This window comes from Nonomuraea sp. NPDC049400 (assembly GCF_044466425.1).
GTDB lineage: Bacteria > Actinomycetota > Actinomycetes > Streptosporangiales > Streptosporangiaceae > Nonomuraea.
Map to the genome: position 1 here is coordinate 110,650 of NZ_JBITMP010000008.1, position 19,526 is coordinate 130,175.

Below are 19,526 nucleotides of genomic sequence, written 5' to 3' on the forward strand. Positions count from 1 at the left end.
CGTTCCAGGGAGGCCGCCGTGCTCCCACCACGTATCCTGCGCCGGCTCGTGCTGGCTCCTCTGGTCATCGTCATGGCCGTGTTCATGCTGGTGACGCTGCCGTTCTGGCTCGTCGTCACTGCGGCGGCCTCGCTGCGCCTGCCGCCGCCGCAGCGCCGGGGGCCGAGGTTCGTCTGGTTCGGCACGGCATGGCTGGCCCTGGAGTCGGCCGTGCTGATCGCCTGCCTGTGGCTGTGGGTGGCGGGCGGGGCCCGGCGCCAGGAGCGGCACTACGCGCTGATCAGGTGGTTCCTGTCCAGGGTGTACGCGAACGCGGTGTCGATCTTCCGGCTGACCCTGGAGATCGAGGAGCCCGAGCTGACGGCCGAGGAGCGGGCCGCCCGGCTGACCCGGCCGGTCATCGTGCTGGCGCGGCATGCGGGCCCCGGCGACTCCTTTTTGCTGATTTATCACCTTCTAGCGATATATGAACGGCGGCCGCGCATCGTCATGAAGGCCGCGCTCCAGTACGACCCCTCGCTGGACGTGGTGATCAACCGGCTGCCGAACGCGTTCGTCCCCCGCGAGTCCGGACAGGAGCGGATCATCGAGGAGATCCGCCGCCTCGCCGCGACGATGGGCGATCAGGACGCCCTGGTGATCTTCCCCGAGGGCGGCAACTTCACCCCGCGCCGCCGCGGGCTGGCGATCAGGCGGCTGGAGGAGAAGGGGCTGGCCGAGGAGGCGGAGCGGGCGCGCGGCATGGACCACCTGCTGCCGCCCAGGTCGAAGGGCGCCATCACGGCTCTCGAGGCGTGCCCGTCGGCGGACATCATCTTCGTCGCACACACCGGCCTCGACGACCTCATCACCTTGGGAGACGTCTGGCGCAAGCTGCCCGTCAGCGCTCACATCACCGCGAAGTGGTGGCGGGTGCCGGCCGCCGAGGTGCCGCGGGAGCGGGCGGAGCGGATCCGGTGGTTGTACGACCACTGGGAGCAGATCGACGCCTGGATCGACGCCCAACGCCAGGCCCGCGCCGTCAACGCAGTGCGCCAGGGGGCAGGAACGGGACGTCCGGAGGGCCGTGCTCGATGAGGCGGAGCAGCGCGTCCGTGTCGAGGTGCCGCTCCACGAGGTCGCCGAGCGCGTCGAGCCGCTCCTCCCTGAGCCCCGCGAAGTCCGTGTCAGGAGCCGGCACGAAGTCGCGCCCGGCCCGTTCGGCCACGTCGGCCAGGAACGCCCGGCGGAATCCGTCGTTCTCCAGGGCGCCGTGCCAGGCGGTGCCCCAGACGTTCCCCGCCCGGCAGCCGTCGAGGAACGGCTCGCCGCCGTCCACCGAGGCCACCCCGTGGTGGATCTCGTACGCGCGCACCGGCTGCCCGTACGCCGTGCCTTCCGGCCGCCCGAGCCGCTTCTCCTTCGCGAACTCGACGCGCACCGGCAGCCTGCCGAGCCCCTCGACCTTCCCCTCCCCCGACTCGACCTCGTCCACGATCTCCTGGCCGAGCATCTGGAACCCGCCGCAGATCCCCAGCACGGGCCCCGCCCGGTCGGTGATCGCCGTCGCCAGACCCCGCTCGCGCAGCCACGCCAGGTCGCTGACCGTGGCCCGCGACCCGGGCAGCACCACCAGGTCGGCGTCGTCCAGCTCGACCGGATCGGTGATGAAGCGCACCACGACCCCCGGCTCGGCGGCCAGGGCGTCGAGGTCGGTGAAGTTCGAGATCCTCGGCAGACGCACGACCGCCACCCGCAGGGTCTGCCTGCCGTACGGCGCGCGCACCGCGACCCTGCGGCTGTCCAGGGCGAGCGAGTCCTCGACGTCCAGCCAGAGCCCGTCGAGCCAGGGCAGGACGCCGTACACCGCACGCCCCGTCAGCTGCCTGAGCATGTCGAGCCCGGGCTCCAGCAGCTCACGGGCGCCGCGGAACTTGTTGACGACAAATCCGGAAATATGCGATTGGTCGTCGGCGTCCAGCAGGCCCACCGTCCCGTAGAACGCGGCGAACACCCCTCCCCTGTCGATGTCGCCGACCACGATCACCGGCAGGCCGGCGGCCCTGGCCAGGCCCATGTTGGCGATGTCGCCGCGGCGCAGGTTGATCTCGGCGGGGCTGCCCGCGCCCTCGCACACCACCACGTCGTACCGCTTCCTGAGCCTCTCCAGCGCCTCCAGGGCCGTGGCGCGGAGGAGGTCCTTGAGCTCGCCGTACTCCATCGCGTCCACGTCCGCCACCGGTCTGCCCATGAGGACGACCTGGCTGCGGCGGTCGCTGCCCGGCTTGAGCAGGACGGGGTTCATGTCCGCCACCGGCTCCAGGTACGCGGCCTGCGCCTGCATGACCTGCGCCCGGCCGATCTCGGCGCCCTCCGCGGTGACGTACGAGTTGAGCGACATGTTCTGCGCCTTGAAGGGCGCGACGCGCACGCCTGTGCGGGCCAGCCACCGGCAGATGCCGGCGGTCACTACGCTCTTGCCCGCGTCGGACGTGGTCCCCGCCACCAGCAACCCGCCTCTGACCATGCGATCACCGTATCGGAGCGCTCAAGGTCATATGCTGGCCGCATGCCACCGTCGGATCTGCCCATTTGTCGCACATGCGGCGTCCAGTACGGCGAGCCGCGCCCCCACTGCCCGATCTGCGAGGACGAGCGCCAGTACGTCGGCTGGGACGGCCAGCAGTGGACCACGATGGCGGGCCTGGCGGCCGAGGGCCATCGGGGCCGGGTCGAGGAGGAGGGCCCGGGCGTGATCGGCGTCGGCACCGCCCCGCCCACGGCCATCGGCCAGCGCGCCCTGCTCATCCGCACGCCCGAGGGCAACGTGCTCTGGGACATGGTCTCCTACCTGGATGACGACCTGGTCGCCCAGGTCAGGGAGCTGGGCGGGGTGGCGGCCATCGCCATCAGCCACCCCCACTTCTACGGCTCCATGATCGAGTGGGCGCACGCCTTCGACGCCCCCGTGTACATCCACGCCTCCGACCGGCAGTGGGTGGGCAGGCCCGATGACTCGGTGGTCTTCTGGGAGGGCGACACGCACCGGCTGTCCGAGGACCTCACCTTGATCAACGCGGGTGTGCACTTCGAGGGCGGCCAGGTGCTCCACTCGTCGTCCCAGGGCGCCCTGTTCTCGGGAGACATCCTCACGGTCGTCCAGGACCGGCGCTGGGTGAGCTTCATGTACAGCTACCCGAACTTCATCCCCGAACGTCCGCACGTAGTGCGCCGTGCCCTGGACCTGCTGGAGCCGTACGCGTTCGACAGGGTTTATGGGGGTTGGTGGAAGCGCGTCGTGTTCGCGGACGGCGCGGAGGCCGTCCGCCGCTCAGCCGACCGCTACCTGACCTTCGTCGAGGACAGGTAAGCGTGGCTCAGCTGCCGCCCTCGCGCCGCTTCTCTTCCTGAACGCCGCCCTCGCCGCGGCCACCGCCGTAGCGGCGCTGCACGGCGTCGGCGCCCTTCGAGATCTGCTCGTCGTACTTGTGGCCGGTCCGCTCCTTCGCGATCTTCTCGGCGCGGTCCAGCAGCTGGTCTGCCTGCTTGGAATGCCCTCTGGCCAGGCTCTCCGCCTTCTTCAGCCACTCCCCTATGCGGCCCATGACCATCCCCTTCCTTCCGGCTACGCTCGGCCCCTACCCCCGCATCCAGCACATTCACCGCCCGGGGGGCCGGTATGTCGGCCCGGACCCCTACCATGCGGCGCATGACCACGCACGGATTCACTCTCACCGCCGAGGGCCCGTTCGACTTCGGCGCCTCCTTGCGCTTCGTCGAGGACTGGCCGGCCACCAGCACGCTGCCGTCCGACGGGCAGGCGCTGCGCTTCGCCTACTGCGCCGAGTCCGACTGGCTGCCGATCGGTGTGAGAGTGACCGCCGCGCCGGGCGGCGTGGCCGTCGCCACCACCCGCCCTGCCGGGCCGGGCATCCGGGGTGAGGTGGCGCGCATCCTCTCCCTCGACGTCGACGGCACCGGCTTCGCCGCGCTCGGCAGCACGGCCGGCGCTGCCGACCCGGTGCTCGGCCACCTGCAGCGGCTCTCCCCCGGCCTGCGCCCGGTCTGCTTCTGGAGCCCGTGGGAGGCCGCGTGCTGGGCGGTCATCGTGCAGCGCTCCTCGATGCTCATCGCCTCCCGGATCAAGCAACGCATCGCCGAGCGCCACGGCGCGCAGGTCACCGTGGACGGGCGGACGTACGCGGCCTTCCCCCCGCCCGTGACGCTGCTGGAGGCCGGCGGGCTGGGCCTGCCCGCGCAGAAGGAGGAGTGGCTGCGCGGCCTCGCCCGAGCCGCGCTCGACGGCCTGCTGACCACCGAGCACCTGCGCGCGCTCGACCCGCAGGAGGCCCTCGCCGAGCTGCGCGCCCTGCCCGGCGTCGGGCCGTTCTCCGCTGGCCTGATCCTGATCCGCGGCGCTGGCGCCCCCGACGCGTTCCCCGGCGACGAGCCACGCCTGTTCGGCATCCTGCGCGAGGCGTACGGCCTGCCCGAGGACGCGCCTTCGGCCGCGTACCGGAAGCTGGCCGAGGCCTGGCGGCCCTACCGCTCCTGGGCCTCCTTCCTGTTCCGGGCGACCGCCTACGGCGTCACGGACGATCAGGAACGAGCGGCGGCCCGGTGAGGCGGGCTCCGGCCCGATCCCGCCGCCGCCCGCCGCTAACGGTCGCGGCATAGTAGTGGGGGCCGGTCCCATCGACGGAGAAGGGCAGATGGACAACCACATCTACGTCACCCGCACGCTGACCGACGCCGCCATGGCGAAGGTGCGCGAGCTGAGCCATCCCGTGATCGCCGGCGGGGAGGAGCCGCCCGACCGCGCCACGCTGCTGCGCGACGTGGCAGGCGCGGCGGCGGTGGTGTGCACGCTGACCGAGCGGATCGACGCGGAGGTGCTCGACGCCGCGGGGCCCGGCCTGCGCGTGGTCGCCAACACGGCTGTCGGCTACGACAACATCGACGTGGCCGCCGCCACCGAGCGCGGCGTGCGGGTGACCAACACCCCCGGCGTCCTGGACGGCGCGACCGCCGACCTGGCCTTCGCGCTGATCCTGGCCACCTCGCGCCGCGTGCTCGACGGCGACCGGCTGATCCGCGAGGGGTCCCCCTGGATCTGGGGGCCGCGGATGATGCTCGGCATCGACCTCAGCGCCGGCGCGACCCTCGGCGTGGTCGGGTACGGCAGGATCGGGCGGGCGGTGGCCCGTCGCGCACGGGCGTTCGACATGTCCGTTCTCGCCACGCCCACGTCCTCGCCGCTCACCGACGAGGACCGCCTCGGCGTCGAGTTCGTGGCGTTGCCCGAGCTCCTTGAGCGCAGCGACGTGGTGACCCTGCACTGCCCGCTGACGCCCGAGACCCGGCACCTCATCGACGCCGCCGCGCTGCGCCGCATGAAGCCCACGGCGATCCTGGTCAACACCGCGAGGGGCGGCATCGTCGACGAGCGGGCGCTGATCGAGGCGCTGCGGTCGGGGGCGCTCGCCGCCGCCGGGCTGGACGTCTTCGAGGACGAGCCGCGGGTCGACCCCGAGCTGGCCAAGCTCCCGAACACCGTGCTCACGCCGCACATCGGCAGCGCGGGAACGGCGACGCGCGAGCGGATGTGCGGCTTGTCGGTGGCGAACGCGGCCGCCGTCCTCGCCGGGCGCGCCCCCCTCACGCCCGTGAACTGAGGATCCCGCGCGAGCGCCGGGGTTTCTGCGTCGTTTGTCCGGAAAGTGGAAGTGCGTCCGGGGGATACGGAGCTTCCGGAGGATACGACCAGAAAGGCATGGACATGAGCGCCAAGGACAAGATCCGCAACAAGGCCGAGGAGCTCAAGGGGCGAGCGAAGAAGACGATCGGGCACGCCACCGGCAACGAACGGCTGCGGGAAAAGGGGCGCACCGACGAGGCCAAGGGAGGCGCCAAGCAGGCCGGAGAGAAGATCAAGGACGCCGGCCGGAAGGTCAAGGGCGTCTTCAAGAAGTGACGGCCGCTCAGGGTAGGGACCCGCCCTCACGTCCTACGGCGCGAGGGCGGGTCGCTTTGGGTGTGCCCTTCCGCGCCGCCGCCGGTCTCCGCCCGCACCTTAGGGAAGCCGTAAGGAATCCTTAAACGGCCTTTGCCACACTGAGGGCACATGAAACAACGGGTCTCGGACAAGGAGTGGCAGATGGCCGGCAAACTGGTGGTTTCGACTTTCGTGTCGCTGGACGGCGTCATGCAGGCTCCCGGCGGGCCCGGCGAGGACGACTCCAACGGCTTCCCTCACGGCGGATGGCTGCCCCCGTACGTGGACGAGGGGTTCGGCCAGATCATGGGGAACCAGCTCGACCGCGCCGACGGCATGCTCCTGGGCCGCAAGTCGTACGACATCCTCTCCTCGTACTGGCCCAGCGTGCCCGACGAGGAGGGCGGCGCCAAGATCAACAGCATGCCCAAGTACGTCACCACGAGGACGCCGATGACCGCCGAGTGGCGCAACACCCAGGTCCTGGTGGGCGAGGCCGCCCAGACGGTGGCCGAGCTCAAGCGGAGCACCGACGGCGAGATCCTCGTCCAGGGCAGCAGCGACCTCATCCGTTCGCTGCAGGCGGCCGAGCTGGTCGACGAATACCGCCTGCTGGTCTTCCCCGTCGTCCTCGGGGAGGGCAAGCGGCTCTTCGCCGAGGGAACCACCCCGGCGGCGCTCAAGCACACCGGCACCACCACCACCGACGCCGGCGTCGTCTACATCACCTACGAGTGGGCCGGCAAGCCCTCCTACGGCTCCGTCGCGTAACCGCCGGGCGCATGGTCACCGCTCCCGCCGGGAGACGGTGAGCAGGTGGCCGCTGACTCCGAGAAGGGACGGGACGGATTCCATCGAGCGCTGGGCGCCGAGCATGAGGGCTCGGCGTTCGGGGTCGTCAAGCCAGTCGTCGACGTCGCCGTAGAGCCAGAAGGCTCCCTCCAGCCCGTATCGCTCCACCTGGGCGAACCCGGCGTCGGCGAACTCCCCGGGAACCTCGTCCGGATCGTGCAAGTAGCCGGTGAAGCCATGCATGGAAGAGAGCATGACCCCGTCCACCATGGCTGCGTGCGCGGCCTGCCGATGCCGCTCCTCCAGGTAATGACCCCGGTAGACCATGTCATGAACGGCCGCATAGCGGCTGATGGTCGCGGCCGCCACCAGACCGCCGGGCCGTACGGCACGCCGTGCCTCCGCCAGCGCCCGCACCCGATCGGCCCGCTCGTGCAGGTGGTAGAGCGGGCCCAGCAGCAGGACCGCGTCCACGCTCGCGTCCGGCACCGGCAGTTGCCGCGCGTCACCCAGCCGCGCGGTCACCCCGGTCAGCCCCGCGGCCCGCTCCACGTGGAGCGGGACCGGGTCCAGCAACTCGACCTCGTAGCCGTCGGCGCTCAGCCACTCGGCGTGCACGCCGGTGCCACCGCCCACGTCCAGCACCCGAGCGGGTGGCGGCGGCAGCGTGCGGCGCAGCACGTCCTGGGTGCGCCAGAACTCCAACCGGCCACGCCCTTCGCGAAGCCGGGCGTGCTCCCTGTCCTGCTCGTAGTAGGCGAGCAGCTCCCGTGTCACCGTCATACCTGATCGTGGCGGAATGCCTATATGGCCCACAAACGGTTTAATGCGCAGGTCAAGTTCTCGCCGCCGGTATACGCGCCTTGCGGCCTTGCCGAACGGATCAACCTAGTGTTACGGGATGAGCACAATCGATCACCAACCGGTGGATGGGGCTGATATCGCCGAAGTCGCCACGTACGTCATCGGTGAGTGCGCCCGGTTCGGCACGCGGCTGCGAACGCTGACCCGCCAGCTCGATCACTCCGCCACAGCCGCAGCCGAACGCGAGGAGCTGACGCAGGCCATCGCCTACGTCCACGCCGCCCTGGCCGATCTCCTCATCACCGTTCACCCCATTCATCACGACGACCCGGCTCATGACCGCCCCCCTCAGGAGCCGGCCGACGAGGGCGCGGCCACCCGCCAGCACCCGTCGGTCCGCGATCTGCCCTGGGTTGCCACGGCTTGACGGCATGTTGGTCCGCGCCGGCCCTCCGGCACGTTTCGGCCCCTGTCACTGGGCACGGGGCAAGATAGGCCCGCTGTCGTCCGCGGGCGCAAGCCAGACGACACGGAGGGAGCCGTCATGGCCACACAACAGGATGTGATCGAGGTCCTCGTGACCGATCACCGCGAGGTCGAGCAGATGTTCGGCGAGCTGGAGCACATGATCGGCGGCATCGGTGAGCCGGCCAAGACGCTGGCGGAAAAGGTGGTCATCGAGCTGGTCCGGCACTCGATCGCCGAGGAGGAGTACCTGTATCCGGCCGTGCGCGAGCACGTGCCTGGCGGCAACAAGCTGGCCGACCAGGAGATCACCGAGCACGCCGAGGCCGAGGAGACGATGAAGCGGCTGGAAGCCCTGGAGCCGAACGAAAGGGAGTTCTGGCCCACCATGGAGCTCCTGATGAGCCAGATCCGCGCCCACGTCCGGGAGGAGGAGAACGACCTGTTCCCGCGGCTGCGCGAGGCCTGCACGCCTGAGCAGCTGACTGAGCTGGGCGGCAAGGTCCAGCAGGCCAAGAAGCTGGCCCCGACCCGCCCGCACCCCGCCGCGCCCGACACCCCGCCCGCCAACAAGCTGCTGGCACCGGGAGCCGGGCTCGTGGACCGCATCCGGGACGCCATCACCGGCCGGGGACGCTCCTGACCCGTCACGACGTCGGTGATGAACCGGTAGGGAGGCATGAGCGAATCCTGCGGAATCGAGCGCATGCTGGTCACCTTGCTCGAGGCCAGCCACACGAGCACGCTGGAGCGCCTGCCGGCGCTGGCCACCGAGAGCGCCGCGCTGGCCGGCCTCGGGGAGGTGGCGATCTACCTGGCGGACCTGCAGCAAGTGACGTTGCGCCGGCTGAAGTCCCACGACGCGGATGACGAGCCGGCCGACGAGATGCGGGTGGACGGCACCCTGGCAGGACGGGCCTTCCAGGAGGTACGCGTCCTGCCGCAGGGCGGGGACCGGGGCGAGCGCTACTGGTGGGTTCCGCTGCTGGACGGCACCGAGCGGCTGGGATTGCTGCGGGTCGGCAGTGACGCGGCCGAGGTCCCGCCGGCCGCCGTCCACCTGGCCGGGCTGATCGCACTCCTCGTCGTCAGCCAGCGCACGCAGAGCGACCAGTATCAGCGCCTGGTGCGCTCGAGACCGATGAACGTGGCCGCGGAGATGCAGTGGCGGCTGCTCCCGCCGCTAACGTTCGCCACCCCGGAAGTGACCGTGAGCGCCGTGCTCGAGCCCGCCTACGAGGTGGGCGGCGACGTGTTCGACTACGCCCTGTACGGCGACACCCTTCACCTGGCCGTCTTCGACGCGATGGGCCACGACGTCTCGGCGGGCCTGACGGCCAACCTGGCCATGGCCGCCAGCCGCAATCACCGCCGCCAGGACATGGACCTCACGGCGAACAGCCAGGCGATCGAGCGCGTGCTGATCAGCGAGTTCGGCCGCGGCACCCGGTACGTGACCGCCGTCATGGCCGATCTGAACCTGCGCACCGGCCTGCTCACCTGGATCAACCGCGGCCACCCGCTGCCAGTGCTGATCCGCGGCGGCCGCTGGATCACCACGTTGACGTGCCCGCCCGCCCACCCGCTCGGCCTGGACCTCGACATGCCCGTCACGGTCTGCCGCGAGCAGCTGGAGCCGGGCGATCGGCTGCTGCTGTACACCGACGGCATCGTCGAAGCCGGCGCCGCCCAGGGCCGCGAGTTCGGGCTTACGCGATTCGTGGACTTCATCGTGCGCCAGAGCAGCTCCAGCCTGCCGGTCCCGGAGACGCTACGCCGGCTGATCAGGGGCATCCTCGACTACCACGACGGCGAGCTGCACGACGACGCCACCGTGGTGGCGACCGAATGGCACGGTTTCGCCGGATCGGCTTTCCGAAGGGAAGATCATGAGTGACGCCTACGACCAGGTGGCGATCGTGACGGGGGCGGACTCCGGCATCGGCAAGGCCACCGCCGTGGCCCTGGCCGAGCAGGGGTTCGATGTCGGCATCACGTACCACATGGACCGCGAGGGCGCGGAGGACACAGCGAGCCTGGTACGCGGGCTGGGCCAGGTGCCGGCGGTGCGCAGGCACGACCTGACCGATCCCGAGCGGGCGTCGGCGGTCGTCGACGAGCTGGCCGATGAGCTGGGCGGGGTCGGTGTGCTGGTCAACAACGCCGGCACCGGCACGAGCGAGCCGCTGCTCGAGATCGGCTACGAACGCTGGCGCTCCGTCCTGGCGGTGGACCTCGACGGGGCGTTCCTGTGCGCGCAACGGGCCGCCAGGCGCATGGTGGCATCGGGCAGGGGTGGCCGCATCGTCAACGTCACCAGCGTTCACGAGGAGTATCCGAGGGTCGGCGCGGGCCCGTACTGCGCGGCCAAGGGCGGGCTGCGCATGCTCAGCCGGGTCCTGGCGCTGGAGCTGGCGGAGCACGGCATCACCGTGAACTCCGTGGCGCCCGGCGAGATCGCCACCCCGATGACCGGGCAGGAGGACCTGCCGCCGCAGCCCGGCACCAGGCCAGGCTACCCCGTGCCCCGGCCCGGGGACGCCCGCGAGGTGGCCGCGGTCGTGGCCTTCCTCGCGAGCCCGTCCTCGTCTTATGTCACGGGGACGACCGTGTTCGTCGACGGCGGGCTGGGGCTGATGGGCCCGCAGGCAGCCGGCGCCCTCGACTCGGGCGGCTGGCGTTCCGGATAAGTGGCCTGCTGTGGTCAGACGCCCTTCACCGCGTACGTGACCAGCGTCGTGAGCACTTCCTTGACCGACGCGCGCTCCCGCACGTCGCACAGCACGATCGGGATGTTCTCGTTCAGCGCGAGCGCCCGCCGCACCTTGGCCGGGTCGTAGCGGCGGGCGCCGTCGAAGCAGTTCACGGCCACCACGAACGGGACGCCGCGCTGCTCGAAGTAGTCCACCGCGGGGAAGCAGTCATCCAGGCGGCGGGTGTCGGCCAGCACGACGGCGCCGAGCGCGCCCAGGGCCAGCTCGTCCCACATGAACCAGAAGCGGTCCTGCCCGGGGGTGCCGAACAGGTACAGCCACAGCCCCTCGCGGATGGTGATGCGGCCGAAGTCCAGCGCGACGGTGGTCGTGACCTTGGACTCCACGCCCGAGGTGTCGTCCACCCCGACGCTCCGCTCGCTCAGCAACTCCTCGGTGTGCAGTGGCCGGATCTCGCTGATCGTGCCGACCATGGTCGTCTTGCCGACGCCGAAGCCGCCCGCGATGAGGATCTTGATGGCCAGGGCGGAGGCGACCGCCGTCGCCCCCGGCTCAGAGGCTGCGTAGTCCATGCAGAACTTCCCTGTAAATCCGTTCGTCGATCGTCTGCGCCACGGGGCGCGGACGCTCGATGGTGACGAGCCCCTCCCGCCGCAGGTCGCCCAGGATCACCCGGGTGATGTTGAGTGGCAACTCCAGGTGCACCGCGACATCCGCCACGGGCGTGGGCGTCCGGCACACCGACAGCACGGTGCGGTGCTCCGGGATCAGTTCCGCGGCCTCGAAGGAGCCGCTGACCGTCGTGACGATGGCCACCAGGTCGAACGACTCGCCCTGCGGCCTCGCCCGGCCCCCGGTCAGCCCGAACAGCCGGATCAGCGGCCCGGGATCCCCTCCGCTCACGGTGTCGCGCCGTTCCAGGCGGGTGCCGGCGCCGCTCCCCTCGGCTGCGCGGACAGGTGCTCTCCGACCCGCTTGACCAGGAGTGCCATCTCGTACGTGACCATGCCCAGTTCGGCGTCGCCCGAGGCGAGCACGGCCAGCCGGGCGCCCTGTCCGGCCGCGGTGACGAACAGGAAGCCCTCCTCCATCTCGATGATCGTCTGCCGTACGCCGCCCAGGCCGAAGTGCCGTCCGGCGCCCATGGCGAGACTGTGGCTGCCGGCGGAGATGGCGGAAAGGTGCTCGGCGTCCTCCCGGGTCAGGCCCCGGGAGCCGCCCATGGCCAGCCCGTCGGCGGACAGCACGATGGCGTGCCTGATGCCGGGAACGCGCTGGGTGAGGTCATCGAGCAGCCAGCTCAGTTCACTTTTGGGGTCAGGCATCGGGATGGTCGTCCTTTCGGTTCCACAGATCTCGTCCCTGCTCCGCCTGGCGGCGACCCTGCTGCCAGCCGCGTTGCATGGACGACATGAGCTGGGCGAGCTCCTCCGGCGAGCGCCCGGGGACGGTGCGCCGATCCGCGCGCCCGGCGGCGGCACGGAGCTGAGGGGCCAGGTTCGTCTGCGGCACCCGCATCGGCAGCCCGTCGAGGTCCTCGTCCGCCGCCTGCGCCGGGACCGTGACGCTCCACTCGGCGGACGGGCTGGAAGGCGTGGCGGAGCCGGGAACAAGCGTCGGAATCGGCCCGGTGACAGGCTCAGGGTGCGGCCTGGTGACAGGCTCGGGCCGCGGCTCGGTGACATGCTCGGGCTGCGGCCCGGAATCGGTCATCGGGTCCGTCCTCGTCATCGGATCCGTCCTCGGCGCGGGAGCCTCGAACCACGTCCCGCGCTCGGACTCCGCGGAGACGACCTGGGACCGGGCCTCGGCGGGAGCCGTGCCGAGCGCGCGCATGGGCCTGCTCACGCGGGCGACGGCGTGCTCCGCCTGGCGTTCCGCCGGGGCCACGACCTGGGGCTGGAGGTTGGCGAGCAGGGTGGCGGGCAGCAGCACGATCGCGGTGGTCCCGTCGTACGGCGAGCGGCGCAGCGAGACCTTGATCCCGTGCCGGGCCGCGAGCCTGGACACCACGAACAGGCCGAGCCGGTCGCTGTCGGCCAGGTCGAACTCCGGCGGGTCGGCCAGCTTGGCGTTGAGCTCGTCGAGGTTGGCCTGGTTCAGCCCCAGGCCCCGGTCCTCCACCTCGAGCGCGAAGCCGTTGGCCGCCGTCATGCTCCGGACGTGCACGGTCGTGTCGGGCGGGGAGAAGGCGGTGGCGTTCTCCACCAGCTCGGCGACCAGGTGGATCACGTCGGTGACCACGCCGCCGACCAGGAGCGGGGCGCCCGGCATCGGCACGACGGTGACGCGGGTGTAGTCCTCGACCTCAAGCACCGCCGCGCGTACGACGTCGAACAGCGGCACCGGGTCGCGCCAGCGCCGCGCGGGGACGGAGCCGGACAGGATGATCAGGTTCTCGGCGTGCCGCCGCATGCGGGTGGTCAGGTGGTCGAGCTTGAACAGGTCCTCCAGGACGTCCGGCTCGTCGACCCGGCGCTCCATGGTGTCGAGCAGCGCGAGCTGGCGGTGGAGCAGCGCCTGGTTGCGCCGGGCCAGGTTGAGGAAGACCTGGCCGACGCCCTTGCGCAGCGTCGCCTGGCCCACTGCGGCCTCGACCGCCGTACGGCGTACGGCGGCGAACGCGTGCACCACCCGATCGACCTCGGCCGTGTCGGCGGGGGCGAGGTCGGGCGCCTCGGTGGCCGGGTCCACGTCGTCACCGCGGCGCAGCCGCTCGACCAGCCAGGGCAGCCGCTGCTCGGCCAGCTCCACCGCCGACCCCTGCAGCCGCCGCAGCTCGGAGATCAGCGAGCGGCCGAACCGGTACGACAGCGTCACCGACGCCAGCACCGCCGCCAGGCCGAGGACCAGGACCAGTCCGATCCGCCAGTACGCCCCGGTCTTCAGCGCCTCGGCCTCCGCCGTGGTGCGGGCCAGCTCCGCCTGGGTGTCGCGGTCGATCGCGCCGATGAGGGAGTCGATGTCGCTCTTCCACTCGGCGGGGTCCACCGGCGGCGCGCCACCGCTGGTGTCCCACGTGAACAGCTCGTCCTCCGTCTGCACCAGCCGCCGGTACGCGCCGCTGTCGACCAGCTTGTCGAAGTTCACCCGCAGCTCGGGACCGACGTCGCGCTCGGCGTTGGCGAAGACGATCCTGCGGCTGGTGAACGCGGCGACGAACGCTGCCCGGTCGGTCGGCGTCATCCTCCGCTGCACCATCGTGCTGGTGAGCACGGCGTGCTCGCGGCCCAGGTATTCGGCCGAGGCGCTGTAGGCGGCCATGCCGCGCACCGATCGGAAGGACGAGACGTCGCTCAGCGCGTCGCGGTCGTTGAACTGCTGGTTGGCGACGCTGATCAGGTTGTTGTACGCGTCGATGATCGCCAGCGACGGAGCGAGCGCGCCGCCGTCGGCGGACTCGCGCAGTGCCTGCAGTCCGTCGAGCGACTGCAACAGCGTGTGCACCTGGGCCGGGGTCGCGCCCGCCGACTGCGCGTCAACGGACCCGATGATCTGGCTCAGGCGTTCGACCTTGGCGTCGGTGGTCCGCCGCTGTGCGATCAGCGGCGCGTACGCCGCCGTGCCGCGCGGCGCCTCCGCCGAGAGCTGGCGCTCCCGCCGTAACTCGACGATCAGCTGCAGCACCGGCGAGCCGATGGCCTCCCAGCGGTCCTGCGCCTGGGAGACCGTGACGATCTCCGACGCGCTCGAGTAGGCGATGAACCCCCACAAGGCGACCATGGAGACCAGCGGAAGCAGGAGGATCCTGAGCAGCTTGGTACGGATCGGTGGGGGCGAGTTCATCCTTCTTGTCCAATTCCGCGCATGGCGATGCGCCGCTGGGCAGTCGTGAACCGGCACCGCCCCCGAGAACCTCCACCACGACTGGCATTGTGGTCCGTCCACTATGCCGATGGGGCAGATGTACTTCAAGGTGCGGATGCGAAGAATCAACACGAATGGCGGGTTGACTCTTTGTCAGCACACGGTTCGTGACCGTAACGGTTGACATCTCACGCAGAGTGATCAGAATCGGACTCGGAATGACGACCGCCGTCACCCGCGGGTGGCTCTCAAGGCTTGCGGCCGACACCTCCGTACAGCCACCTCGTGGCCGCGGGGGCCGGGTCGTCCGGGTCGGGGTGCCACGTGTCGATGGTGACCAGACCGGGATCTACCAGATCAAACCCATCGAAGAAGCGGGCGACCTCCGCGTGCTCGCGGAAGTAGATGGGCGTCGGCGTGGCCGCGTACACGGTCTCGATCTGGGCGACCGCGTCCGCCGAGTGACCGTCGCGGGTGACGTGTGTGGCCGTGAAGTGGCTCCCGGACGACAGGGCGTCACGCAGCTCGCTCATGATCGAAGCCTGCTCGTCCATGGTGAGGAAGTGCACCATGGCGATCATCAGGACGCCGACCGGCTCGCTGAAATCGATGAGCTTGGCGGTTTCCGGATGGTCCAGAACCCCTGCCGGGCGCCGCATGTCGGCGGCGGCCACCGCGGTGTGCTGGTCGGTCGCCAGGAGCGCGCGACCGTGCTGCAGCACGACCGGGTCGTTGTCGACGTAGACCACGCGGGCGTGCGGGACGATCTGCTTGGCGATCTCGTGTGTGTTGCCCACGGTGGGCAGACCGGAGCCGATGTCGATGAACTGCCGGATCCCCTGCCGAGCCATGTACCGCACCGCGCGGCGAAGGAAGGCCCGGTTCTCCTGGGCCAGCTGACGGACTTCGGGCATCGCCTTCTCGACCCGCCGCACGGACTCCCGGTCGATCTCGAAGTTGTCCTTTCCTCCGAGGTAGTAGTCGTACATACGGGCGACACTCGGCCTGGTGACGTCGATCCCCGCCGACACGCCACCGCCCTGCTCCGTCATGACCCGGCCTCCATTAGTGATCATCCGCCTCCCAAGCTAGCGCAACGAACGATCCATGCGGCTCGCGCCGATCCCCGCGACCGTCACCAGCGCGATCCCGGCCACCTGGACCACAGCCGGCGCCTGCCCGAGCAGCACAAGGCCGACCAGCACCGCCATCGCGGGCTCCAAGCACATCAGCACGCCGAACACCGCACTGGGCAGCCGACGCAGGGCGAGCAGTTCCAGGGTGTAGGGCAGGACCGGCAGCAGCAGCGCCAGCGCCGCCGACTGCCACAGCACCTGCGCCGACAGCCCGGGCAGCGCCTGCGGCACGCCGACCACCGCCGTGGCCGCCGCGGCGGCGGGCATCGAGATGGCCAGCCCCTGCACGCCCGGCAGCCGCTCGCCCACCCGCTGCGTGAGCAGGATGTACGCGGCCCAGCAGGAGGCCGCGCCGAGCGCCAGCGCCACCCCGGCCAGGTCCGCGTCACCCTGCCACGGCCTGGTCAGCGCCAGCACACCGGCCAGCGCCAGCGCCGGCCACACCAGGCCCCACCGTCCTGAGCGGCGCAGCACGGCCACCGCCAGCGGCCCGAGGAACTCCAGCGCGGTGGCCATGGCCAGCGGGATGCGCGCGATGGCCTCCACGTACAGGACCGTCATCGCTCCGGTGACCACGCCGAGCACCACCGACCAGCCCAGGTCCGCGCGGGGAATGGCCCAGACCCGCGGTCTGGCGACGGCCACGAACAGCACGGCGGCGAAGCTGAGCCTGAGCCAGGAGCTGCCGGCCGGCCCCACGCTCGAGAACAACCCGGTGGAGGCCGCCGCCCCGATCTGTACGCAGGCCATCGAACCGACCGCCATCGCCACCGGCCCCACCTGGTGGCGGGACGCGGCCGGCGAGATCTTGATAAGGGAGGCATTTGTCACGCGATATATGTCAGCCGATCCCCACCATCCGCGTCCACCACGTCATCGTGGACTGTTTGTCCACGATCAGCGGATAATTGGCCACGTGGACACTCGATTGCTACGCGTGCTGGTCGAGCTCGAACGGCGGGGCACGCTCCGCGCCGTGGCCGCGGCCACCGGCTACGGCACCTCGGCCGTCTCCCAGCAGCTCGCGGCGCTGGAGCGGGAGATGGGCACGGCCCTGGTCGAGCCCGCGGGCCGCGGAGTACGGCTCACCCCGGCCGGGCGCAGGCTGGCCGAGCACGGCAGGGGAATCCTCGCGGCGGTGGCGGAGGCACGCTCGGCGTTGGATCCGCAGGCCGAGCCGAGCGGGGTGGTGCGCATCGCGGCCTACGCCGGGGCCATCTCCCGTGACCTGCTGCCGGTCGCGCGTCTGCTGGGGCGCTCGCATCCGGCGCTGCGGCCGCAGCTGCACGAGCACGAGCCCGACGAGGTGCTTGGCCTGCTCGACGACGGGCTGATCGACCTGGGCTTCGTCTACGACTACAACCTGGTGCCCTGGAGCTGCGACAGCCCCTCGCTGCTGCTCTGCGAGACGCCTCTGGTGCTGGCCGTGCCGGCACACGGCCACGTGCCGGCGGAGGTGGATTCCCCGGCGGCGCTGGCCGCCTACGCCGGTTCGTCGTGGGTGCTCAACTCGCGCGGCAAGGCCGACGACGAGCTCGTGGCGAGGGTCTGCGCGCTGGCCGGCTTCACGCCCCTCGTGGCCCATCGGGCCGACAGCCTGGAGCTGGTGCTGGACATCGTCGAGGCCGACCTGGGCATCGCATTGGTGCCGGATTTCCTGCCCGCGCGCGAAGACGTCGCTTTCGTCCCGCTGTCCGGCATCGACGCGCGGCGTCGCATGTACGCGGTCACCCGGCCGGGCGGATGGGACTGGCCCGGCGTACGGCTCTTCGTCGACCATATGACCGGCCAGGCGAGCACGCCGCCGTGATCGGCGGCGGTCAGCGCTCCCCCGCGCCGGACAGGTCCAGGTCCGCGGTGCGCAGCAGCCCTCGTAGCTCGGCGTACGACAAGGGATCGGCCGGCTCCGAGCGCAGGCCCAGGAGTTCGAGCAGGACACGGGACCGGGACAGCTCACTGAGCTGGAAGACGGTCGCCGGGCGGTCCGACGGCCAGCCGGGGCCCGGGTCCGCCCCGAGGAGCAGATCGGTCAGGGTGCGCGTGAGGCGCTCCGTGGTGGCGCCCGTGGTCAGGCGGAGGTCCGAGTCCTGAATGCGGGTCCTGAGGTCCTGCTGGATCGCGAGCGCCCGCGTGAGGTTGGCGTAGGAGGCGGCGGGGTCGATCCTGCGCTGCGCCGAGCCCAGCTCCATGAGCACCCACATCGCGTAGATGGGCAGGTTGTCGGCCTCCAGCATCTCCACGGCCCGCAGCATGCTCTTCTCGGCGCCGTCCAGGTTGCCCAGCATCCACTGCTGGATGCCCTGCCTGACCAGGGCACGCTGAGGAACGTCGGGCCAGTAGGAGGCCAGGACGAGCGGGGGCATGGGGGTCTCGCCCTGGTCGTAGACGTCGTCGAAGGCCATGCCCTGCACCACGCGGTCCAGGAGTTCGTACAGGGCCATCATGAGCCGGTGCGAGCGGGCGGACACGGTCAGACTGCCGGCCAGGCGGTCCTGGCGGACGAGTGCGCGCAGGTCGCGGCGGCGCACCCGGATCGCCCGCCATTCACGGCGGCATTTCTCGGCCTCGGCGTGCCGGCCGAGCGACTCGTGGCAGCAGCCCGCGGCGATGAGGAGGACACGGCGGGCGGCCGGGCTCAGGCCGGACAGCTGGAGCATCGTTTGGACCTGCTCGAGCGCCTGGTCGGGCAGCATCGTCTGGGAGCTGGTGCCCTGCACGGCGTTCATGGTCTCGTCCGCCAGGTTGAAGGCGCACAGGTCGGCCAGTCCGTGGCGCACGCGCAGCTCACGGGTCAGGCGCATGTGGGTGCCCGCCTCCTCGCGATGGCCGGCGTTCAGGTCGATCTCGGTGTGCGCCTCGTGCCAGTGCGCCCAGGCGAGGTCCAGCGCCCGTACGGCCGGCGTGGGCGCCGCATCCGGCGACTCAGGTGCGTCCAGGGCCGCTGAGGCTCGGTCGAGGAGAGTCTTGGCCGGGTCCAGCCAGGCCATGGCCGCCGGGCCGGGACGGCGGGGCGTGGGCTGGATGAGGGCCAGCTCGGGATTGGGATCCCCGCCTCTGACCGCCAACGACGCCTCGTTGCACAGCGTGTGCACGAATGCCAGGTTGGGCACCCGCCGTCCCCGCACGTACTCGCTCACCCAGTAGTCCATGGCCTTGTCCTGCTCCTCCGCAGGCGCGTCGAGGAACCGGCGCGCGCCCAGCCTGCGCGGCCGCCACAGCGGGTCACGCGCGGCGGCGTTCGTCACGAGCTCCGGCACGACCGAGAACGCCACCAGCCACGCCGCGAGCCTGGCCACCCAGGTGTCGTCGGCCGCGAGCGCGACGAGGAAGATGAAAAGCCCCTTGTCGGTGAGGGCCCTGATCATGATGGGCAGTGGCCTGAGCAGGGGGACGCGTATCAGCCGCTCCTGCCCCGGCAGGAAGACCAGGACCACGAGGACAAGCGCGACGAAGACGTCGTTGGCGTGCAGCCATGGCAGGCCGTGCCACCAACCGGCCAGAGCGGCGCCGAACGTGCCCGCCATCACGAAGGCGTACACCGCGCCCCAGGATTCGAGGGCAAGAGTGCGGCCGCGCTGGGCGCGCGGCAACACCCTGGACGAGCGCAGGCTCAGCAGGCTGAGCACCGTGATGACCGCCGCGGGCCCCAGCAGCAGGCCGGCGGGCACGGACGACCCCGTGACCACGGCGCGGACGGCGAGCACCGTCGGCAGCAGGCCGAGCACGGCATAGACGAACGGCCACAGGCGCATGCGCTCATCGTCGTCCCGAACGCCTGCTTCGTCGAGCACATCGCGAATTCCTCTGGCCACAAGACGTGACCGCTGAGACACT

21 protein-coding genes are annotated in these 19,526 nt (G+C 71.1%); 11 read left to right on the forward strand and 10 right to left on the reverse strand.

The features are described 5' to 3' along the window. The first annotated feature begins 18 nt into the window (after positions 1–18). The gene (locus ACIBVN_RS14165) at positions 19–1,077 is read left to right on the forward strand and encodes a 1-acyl-sn-glycerol-3-phosphate acyltransferase (protein WP_397136181.1); all 1,059 of its coding nucleotides are present in this window, start codon (positions 19–21) and stop codon (positions 1,075–1,077) included. On the opposite strand, the gene ACIBVN_RS14170 is transcribed toward ACIBVN_RS14165, so the two are convergent. Beyond that, positions 1,022–2,506, reverse strand: coding sequence for a cobyric acid synthase (locus tag ACIBVN_RS14170; RefSeq protein ID WP_397136183.1), 1,485 nt, complete (start codon positions 2,504–2,506; stop codon positions 1,022–1,024). The two genes, ACIBVN_RS14165 and ACIBVN_RS14170, sit on opposite strands and share 56 nt — an antisense overlap. A gap of 42 nt (positions 2,507–2,548) precedes the next feature. Between ACIBVN_RS14170 and ACIBVN_RS14175 the strand changes: the two genes are divergently transcribed. Next, complete coding sequence (locus ACIBVN_RS14175; RefSeq protein ID WP_397136186.1) at positions 2,549–3,349, forward strand: MBL fold metallo-hydrolase; 801 nt, start codon at positions 2,549–2,551, stop codon at positions 3,347–3,349. Positions 3,350–3,356: 7 nt separating this feature from the next. Here the strand turns inward: ACIBVN_RS14175 and ACIBVN_RS14180 are convergent, their stop codons facing one another. Further along, the gene (locus ACIBVN_RS14180; RefSeq protein WP_397136188.1) at positions 3,357–3,584 is read right to left on the reverse strand and encodes an antitoxin; all 228 of its coding nucleotides are present in this window, start codon (positions 3,582–3,584) and stop codon (positions 3,357–3,359) included. A 104-nt stretch (positions 3,585–3,688) separates the two neighbouring features. Between ACIBVN_RS14180 and ACIBVN_RS14185 the strand changes: the two genes are divergently transcribed. The 4 genes from ACIBVN_RS14185 to ACIBVN_RS14200 all read left to right on the forward strand — a co-directional run bounded on the left by ACIBVN_RS14185 (position 3,689) and on the right by ACIBVN_RS14200 (position 6,745). Next, the gene (locus ACIBVN_RS14185; protein WP_397136190.1) at positions 3,689–4,603 is read left to right on the forward strand and encodes a DNA-3-methyladenine glycosylase family protein; all 915 of its coding nucleotides are present in this window, start codon (positions 3,689–3,691) and stop codon (positions 4,601–4,603) included. Between the two features lie 88 nt (positions 4,604–4,691). Continuing rightward, positions 4,692–5,654 carry a 2-hydroxyacid dehydrogenase gene (locus tag ACIBVN_RS14190; protein WP_397136192.1) on the forward strand — a complete coding sequence of 321 codons (963 nt, stop codon included), beginning with the start codon at positions 4,692–4,694 and terminating at the stop codon, positions 5,652–5,654. Between the two features lie 104 nt (positions 5,655–5,758). Beyond that, positions 5,759–5,953, forward strand: a complete 195-nt coding sequence (locus tag ACIBVN_RS14195) for a CsbD family protein (protein WP_397136194.1) — start codon at positions 5,759–5,761, stop codon at positions 5,951–5,953. Positions 5,954–6,103: 150 nt separating this feature from the next. Beyond that, a complete protein-coding gene (locus tag ACIBVN_RS14200) occupies positions 6,104–6,745 on the forward strand; it encodes a dihydrofolate reductase family protein (protein WP_397136196.1) in 642 nt (213 codons plus the stop codon). 15 nt (positions 6,746–6,760) lie between these two features. On the opposite strand, the gene ACIBVN_RS14205 is transcribed toward ACIBVN_RS14200, so the two are convergent. Beyond that, on the reverse strand, positions 6,761–7,549 hold the full coding sequence (locus ACIBVN_RS14205) for a class I SAM-dependent methyltransferase (RefSeq protein ID WP_397136198.1): 789 nt from the start codon (positions 7,547–7,549) through the stop codon (positions 6,761–6,763). Between the two features lie 118 nt (positions 7,550–7,667). Here ACIBVN_RS14205 and ACIBVN_RS14210 point away from each other — a divergent pair, with 118 nt between their 5' ends. The 4 genes from ACIBVN_RS14210 (at position 7,668) to ACIBVN_RS14225 (ending at position 10,725) form a co-directional block, all read left to right on the forward strand. Beyond that, on the forward strand, positions 7,668–7,997 hold the full coding sequence (locus ACIBVN_RS14210) for a hypothetical protein (protein ID WP_397136200.1): 330 nt from the start codon (positions 7,668–7,670) through the stop codon (positions 7,995–7,997). 117 nt (positions 7,998–8,114) lie between these two features. Further along, positions 8,115–8,678, forward strand: a complete 564-nt coding sequence (locus tag ACIBVN_RS14215) for a hemerythrin domain-containing protein (RefSeq protein WP_397136202.1) — start codon at positions 8,115–8,117, stop codon at positions 8,676–8,678. 36 nt (positions 8,679–8,714) lie between these two features. Then, positions 8,715–9,932, forward strand: a complete 1,218-nt coding sequence (locus tag ACIBVN_RS14220; RefSeq protein WP_397136204.1) for a PP2C family protein-serine/threonine phosphatase — start codon at positions 8,715–8,717, stop codon at positions 9,930–9,932. Continuing rightward, positions 9,925–10,725, forward strand: a complete 801-nt coding sequence (locus ACIBVN_RS14225; protein ID WP_397136206.1) for an SDR family oxidoreductase — start codon at positions 9,925–9,927, stop codon at positions 10,723–10,725. Before ACIBVN_RS14220 ends, ACIBVN_RS14225 begins: the two co-directional genes overlap by 8 nt. A 14-nt stretch (positions 10,726–10,739) precedes the next feature. Here ACIBVN_RS14225 and ACIBVN_RS14230 read toward each other — a convergent pair whose 3' ends face one another. From ACIBVN_RS14230 to ACIBVN_RS14255, 6 genes are all read right to left on the reverse strand, one after another. Continuing rightward, positions 10,740–11,321, reverse strand: a complete 582-nt coding sequence (locus tag ACIBVN_RS14230) for a GTP-binding protein (protein WP_397136208.1) — start codon at positions 11,319–11,321, stop codon at positions 10,740–10,742. Next, positions 11,302–11,652, reverse strand: coding sequence for a DUF742 domain-containing protein (locus ACIBVN_RS14235; RefSeq protein WP_397136210.1), 351 nt, complete (start codon positions 11,650–11,652; stop codon positions 11,302–11,304). The genes ACIBVN_RS14230 and ACIBVN_RS14235 overlap by 20 nt, the downstream gene beginning before the upstream one ends. Beyond that, on the reverse strand, positions 11,649–12,074 hold the full coding sequence (locus ACIBVN_RS14240; RefSeq protein WP_349452275.1) for a roadblock/LC7 domain-containing protein: 426 nt from the start codon (positions 12,072–12,074) through the stop codon (positions 11,649–11,651). Before ACIBVN_RS14240 ends, ACIBVN_RS14235 begins: the two co-directional genes overlap by 4 nt. Then, positions 12,067–14,535: a nitrate- and nitrite sensing domain-containing protein gene (locus ACIBVN_RS14245; protein ID WP_397136212.1), complete on the reverse strand. Its 2,469-nt coding sequence runs from the start codon at positions 14,533–14,535 to the stop codon at positions 12,067–12,069. Before ACIBVN_RS14245 ends, ACIBVN_RS14240 begins: the two co-directional genes overlap by 8 nt. A gap of 269 nt (positions 14,536–14,804) precedes the next feature. Beyond that, positions 14,805–15,608, reverse strand: coding sequence for an SAM-dependent methyltransferase (locus ACIBVN_RS14250; RefSeq protein WP_397136214.1), 804 nt, complete (start codon positions 15,606–15,608; stop codon positions 14,805–14,807). Positions 15,609–15,644: 36 nt separating this feature from the next. After that, complete coding sequence (locus ACIBVN_RS14255; protein ID WP_397136216.1) at positions 15,645–16,523, reverse strand: EamA family transporter; 879 nt, start codon at positions 16,521–16,523, stop codon at positions 15,645–15,647. Between the two features lie 85 nt (positions 16,524–16,608). Between ACIBVN_RS14255 and ACIBVN_RS14260 the strand changes: the two genes are divergently transcribed. Continuing rightward, complete coding sequence (locus ACIBVN_RS14260; RefSeq protein WP_397136218.1) at positions 16,609–17,502, forward strand: LysR family transcriptional regulator; 894 nt, start codon at positions 16,609–16,611, stop codon at positions 17,500–17,502. Positions 17,503–17,512: 10 nt separating this feature from the next. Here ACIBVN_RS14260 and ACIBVN_RS14265 read toward each other — a convergent pair whose 3' ends face one another. Next, positions 17,513–19,483, reverse strand: coding sequence for a hypothetical protein (locus ACIBVN_RS14265; RefSeq protein WP_397136220.1), 1,971 nt, complete (start codon positions 19,481–19,483; stop codon positions 17,513–17,515). Between the last annotated feature and the right edge of the window lie 43 nt (positions 19,484–19,526).